Below are 5,247 nucleotides of genomic sequence, written 5' to 3' on the forward strand. Positions count from 1 at the left end.
CCAACGACCTCCGCCTCGCTACCATTCAAGCACAAAACAAACACACAGGGACCCAGAGCCACCCCCGCCACAACTCACCATCTCAGTACTGGATACCGGATCTCCACTCCGCTCCGTCCGGCATGACGGCGAAGAGAGGCATTAGCGCAAGCCTGTCCCATTCGGTGTCTTCCCGGCCTCCGAGCCGGGATCCATAGCCACCAAGCTCTAGGGGTTAATCAGCGTACCAATTCGGCTTAGGTCATCGGACCAATAGATGAAGGAGGTCTTTGCAAAAATGTGTTCTGCAGAGATGGAGCCAACGTTTCTGATGAGCTCTCTATCTGTGAGATTGTCACGGTTGTCCCCCATAACAAAATACCGGCCCTCTGGAACACGATAAGGGTTAGTATGGACAATTGTCCCCTTTAGGTTCTGACGCAAAATCAAATGCTTTCGACCATTTGGAAATGCCTCTTCATATTGAGAGCGAACCAACTGTTCATTGAAGAAGTCGGTGAACTTGAAGTCATCAGGCAACCTTTGTGTTTTCAAAGGTGTACCATTTAAAACCACGATACCATTCTGTATCTGGATCAGATCGCCAGGCAAGCCAATAATGCGGCGAGTGTAGGTACGCCGTCCAAGTTCAGGTACGTTGAAGACAATCATGTCACCACGGCGAAGGCCCGAACATGGGCCATCGCAGATTTCTGCAAAGATTGTATCTCCAGGAATAAGACCTGGGGCATTCTCCGTATAAGGCGCGGCGTAATAAGGAATTTTGAGATTGGGTGCCGCCATAAACATCGCAGCGCCATACGCCACAGACATCGCAGTCCAGTAGAGAAGATAGACCCACCATCTGTTGTAAGTCCTGAGCTTGTAGTCCTTTTGCAAGAAAGCAAGGCGGATTGCATCAACCAGCACAAAGACAGAAACAAGCATCATTGCCGCACTAATACCGAATGTATAAATGCGGACTTCCACGAAATCGGGAGGAGGTAGTAGGCCTGCAACTGCAGAAAAGATCAGGAAAACAACATAAGCAGCTAGTCGCACGGGGCGACCCAGATAGATGTAGCCACTCCCAAAATAGAACTGCAATAAAAGGGCTACCCACCACTTCCGCTCTTTAATCACCACTGCAGTCTCAACTCGTTTAAAACACAGAGAGACCGCTATCACAGGTAGCAATGCAGTCAACATACTCTTTACTAAGTAATTGGAACGATAAAACATTAGCAGCCGCTCTAGATCCCGGCTCGGGGCCGGGAAGACGTCGGTGGGGAGCTGAGGTGATGGAGTGATGGCAGATCCCCTCATGCCGTCATCCCGCACAAGCGCAGCGCGATGCGGGAACCAGAGCGGCGAGGTAGAGCCTCTCGGTATCTTCTCCTTGGAATGACGCATCAGATTGGAAGCGACTTTGTGTAGTCTCCAAACCAGCCTCAGTATACGCCGCCCTAGGTCCCGGCTCGGGGGCCGGGATGACGTCGGTGGGGAGGTGAGGCGGCGAAGAGGTGAGGTGGTGGCGCTTAAACCTGTGCCGTCATCTCCTGAGTGTTTGCAACTCTCGATCGCAGCCTCGAAATAAGCACCGGAGGCACAGCTGATCAGCTGCAACAAAAGTGGGTACGCTCCAGTCAGAAAAGGGGCTCAGACTGGAGCGTGGGGCTGCTTAGAGGAAGAAGTCGCCGTAATCAAAGCTGCTGTAATCTGAGGCCGCGTCATAGCCGCCATAATCAGCGCCATCGTAATCCATTGGATTGCCAACGCTATGGCCACCGGTATCTATAGTAATGCCAGAACCAACGACCGTGTGACCTCCAGTATCAAGATTAACACCAGAACCAGTAACATGGTGGCCACCGGTTGTGACGGAGTTGCCGGATCCGGTTACAACATTGCCGCCGGTGTTGATGCTGTTGCCGCCAAGGTTGCCGAAGTCAAAATCATCATATGGATTGTCATAGGAAATTGGAGCAGGGCCATCTGTGATGGTTCCATTCGGCGTCGTGATCGTGTTTCCTGTGGTGTTGACTGTGTTCCCTGGTGCAACCGAGTTGTTGCCAGATGAAATGCTGTTGGTGCCAGGATTAGGAGCACCGCCGAAATTGAAGTAATCAGGATTGAAGTTGTACCGCATATAAAATTTTCCTTTTACTTTATTAGAAGTAAAAAATTTAGTAATTTCGCACTGCCCGAAAATATGAGTAAGTTAAACTTTTAAGTTTATCCTGCATATTATCGATCTAGTAAGTTGTTGTAGGAAAAAATGACGAAATGTAGTTTTGTGTGTGTCTTTTTTGAGAATATTATAGTCAAACTTGCTTCAGGCTTGTCGAAAATAAGTTGTGTTTCTAGTAATTTATTGTTGATCTGAGTCAATAATACATAAGTGAACTTGAGACTCTTAAATGTAGACATGCATAACGTGTGTTTTTCCAAACACATAACTCGGCTCAACGTCGCATGCGGGGAGTGAGACAGAAAGGCATGAGGCAAGATTGCTACGCACTGACACCCTCCCAAATTTCATGGGCAAACCCACCCGCCAGATTTCCCATTCTTTAGCCTTCTTTTGCGAAAATTAGCGCAAAATAACAAAGGAAACTGGGGTCCCCGGTGCGGTCGCAATCTCTAAAGAGTCTGTTTGATTATCGGATTGAAGTGTTTCTCTTCAGTCAGATGATGCTCATGTTCGGCGCTTTGATCTTGCCGGGCCAGACACTGGACACGCCTGTTTTCAACGCGTTTTATAGCTTCAACATCGCAACCGGCATGCTCATTACGTTAAAAAGAAGGCAGTTTTTCAGGTTGGTCGCCGTGTTGCTTGCCTGCTCGCTGATCCTGTCGTTTCTTGACACGCCAATCTTTCCGACAATCGATCCCCTGGTTCCGCAAATTGTGATTTTCTTTGCCTTCCATGCTGTGGTGGCCGTCGTGCTGATTGATGAGATGCTCAGGACGTTTGAAGAAAACTACCGCGTGGTGTTGGGGGTGCTCAGCGGCTACATTTCAATCGGCATGGTCTCGTTCTTTCTCTTTATACTTATCGAGCACGTGCACCCGGGCTCCTTTAAAGGCCTGCCCATAGAAAATGTAGAGACCCATTCACAGGAAGAAGCCCTCATGTACGCCGCTTTCATCACGCTGATGACAATCGGCTACGGCGACATCGTTCCGCTGACACCCATCGCTCGAAAGGCCGCAATCATTGTTGGGCTGGCTGGCCAGTTCTACATGGTCGTGCTCACCGCCATCATCGTCGGCAAATTCCTCAAATACAGACAGCCGAAAAAGAAGGACTGATGTGCGCTACAGCTGCAAACCCGCGCCTGCGGCTTTTTCCAAAATGGCGCCCGCAGCCCTTTTAAAAAATAGCGCCTGCGGCTTTTTTCCAAAATAAAGAATGAAAGCGACCCGTCTGATCCTGATTAAAGCTGAACGGGTTTCATTGGTGGTTATTAAGCGCAGCCTGTTTTAATTGCCCGGAAAAACCTGAGCCAACCGGAAGGTCGCCCATGCCAATGTTCTCCATGGACAATATGCGCAAGCTGAAGAAGTTCAGTTCTTTGGCAACCGGTAAAACCTGGAAGATGTTCATCGCCTTCAATGCAGAGGCCATGTCCGACGGCGTGATCTCCAAAAAGAACAAGCAGCTCATTTCACTGGCCGCCGCACTCACCACCCAATGCCCATACTGTATCGAGATCCATCGCGAGAACGCCAAGGTCTGCGGCGCCACAGATGAGGAGCTCGCCGAAGTCGTCTTCATCGCCGCTGCCATCCGCGCCAGCAGCGCCATCACCCACGGCACCCACATGATAGAGCATGATGAATAACACTGCGGGCAGGGGGATAAGCCGGCCTCTGAGCACCAGTGGTACCACGCGACCAGATTCATAAAAAACGCTGGTTTCTCCCAAACAACGCAAATGAACGCACAAAACAACGCAAACAAAAAAGGCTCCGGAAACCTCCGAAGCCTTTCTTAAAGTCATAAGGATATGAGGTGCTTAGCCCTCATCGGCAAGCATCTCCAGCTCCAGCCATTCTTCTTCAAGCGCAGCAAGGTCCTCGTGCAGCTTCCCAACAGCGGTCATCACTTTGTGAAAACGGTCCGGATTGGAGCTGAACAGGTTTGGATCCTCTAACTCCTTCTGGCCCTTAGTAATTTTCGCTTCCAGTTTTTCAATCTCACCTGGAATGTCCTTGAGGCGGTGCTGCTGAGTAAAGTTGAGGCCGGACTTCTTGGTCTCCTTCTTCGGCGCTGCAGTAGAAGACTTATCCTCCTTCGCAGCACTGGAGGCTTTGTCCGCCTTGGCAACTTTACGCGCCTGCACGCCTTCACCGCGCTGGCGCACCATGTCGGTGTAACCGCCAGCATACTCACCCCAATTGCCGCTCTCATCTTCCATCGTAATGATGCTGGTGCAGATGCGGTCAAGGAAGTCACGATCATGGCTCACAAGCAGGACGGTGCCCGGATAATCAGAAATCAGCTCTTGCAGCAGGTCCAGTGTTTCAAGGTCCAGATCGTTGGTCGGCTCATCAAGCACCATCAAATTGGAAGGAGCAGCCAGCGCACGCGCCAGCAGCAAACGTCCCCGTTCCCCGCCTGAAAGCACACGCACAGGGGTGCGCGCTTGTTCCGGCTTAAACAGGAAGTCCTTGAGATAACTCATGACATGCTTGGAGGTGTCGCCAAGAATAACCATGTCCCCGCTGCCACCTGTCATGGCATTGAGGAGCGTGTCATTGGGGTCCAGCTTCTCGCGCTTCTGATCCAGCGTGATCATCTGCAGGTTGGCGCCAAGGCGGATCGTGCCTGCATCCGGTGCAAGCTCGCCAGTGAGCATCTTCAGCAAGGTGGTCTTGCCAGCCCCGTTCGGTCCCACAAAGCCAATCCGGTCCCCACGCAAAATGCGGGTGGAGAAGTCCTTGACGATCGGGCGCTCTTCGTAGGTCTTGCCGATGTGCTTGGCCTCAGAAACAAGCTTGCCGGAGATATCCCCCTCAGTGGCAGCCATCTTCACGCTGCCCTGCGGTCCTTTATGCTCCTTGCGCTTCTGACGCAGATCAGCCAGCTCCCGCACCCGCCGCATATTCCGCTTACGACGCGCAGTCACGCCATAAACCATCCAATGCTCTTCCTGCCGGATCTTCTCATTCAGCCGCGCTTGCTCTTTTTCTTCCTCTTCAAAAACCTTGTCCCGCCACTCTTCAAACTTGGCAAAACCCTGGTCCATACGGCGGGAAATA

At 51.3% G+C, this 5,247-nt stretch carries 5 protein-coding genes; 2 read left to right on the forward strand and 3 right to left on the reverse strand.

Going from position 1 to position 5,247, the window contains the following annotated elements:
* Positions 1-207: 207 nt before the first annotated feature.
* Positions 208-1,305 (reverse strand): signal peptidase I, encoded by a 1,098-nt coding sequence (gene lepB / locus PsW74_RS18725; protein WP_206599938.1) that lies wholly within the window; start codon positions 1,303-1,305, stop codon positions 208-210.
* A 355-nt stretch (positions 1,306-1,660) separates the two neighbouring features.
* Positions 1,661-2,128, reverse strand: a complete 468-nt coding sequence (locus PsW74_RS18730) for a hypothetical protein (protein WP_063288126.1) — start codon at positions 2,126-2,128, stop codon at positions 1,661-1,663.
* Between the two features lie 479 nt (positions 2,129-2,607).
* On the opposite strand from PsW74_RS18730, the gene PsW74_RS18735 reads away from it, so the two are divergent.
* The gene (locus tag PsW74_RS18735) at positions 2,608-3,294 is read left to right on the forward strand and encodes a potassium channel family protein (protein WP_208981836.1); all 687 of its coding nucleotides are present in this window, start codon (positions 2,608-2,610) and stop codon (positions 3,292-3,294) included.
* A gap of 212 nt (positions 3,295-3,506) precedes the next feature.
* On the forward strand, positions 3,507-3,827 hold the full coding sequence (locus tag PsW74_RS18740) for a carboxymuconolactone decarboxylase family protein (protein ID WP_057462788.1): 321 nt from the start codon (positions 3,507-3,509) through the stop codon (positions 3,825-3,827).
* Between the two features lie 174 nt (positions 3,828-4,001).
* Here PsW74_RS18740 and PsW74_RS18745 read toward each other — a convergent pair.
* Positions 4,002-5,247 (reverse strand): ATP-binding cassette domain-containing protein (locus tag PsW74_RS18745; RefSeq protein ID WP_244277875.1); only part of this gene is annotated, 1,246 nt, incomplete at its 5' end.

The organism is Pseudovibrio sp. W74 (assembly GCF_001623085.1).
GTDB lineage: Bacteria > Pseudomonadota > Alphaproteobacteria > Rhizobiales > Stappiaceae > Pseudovibrio.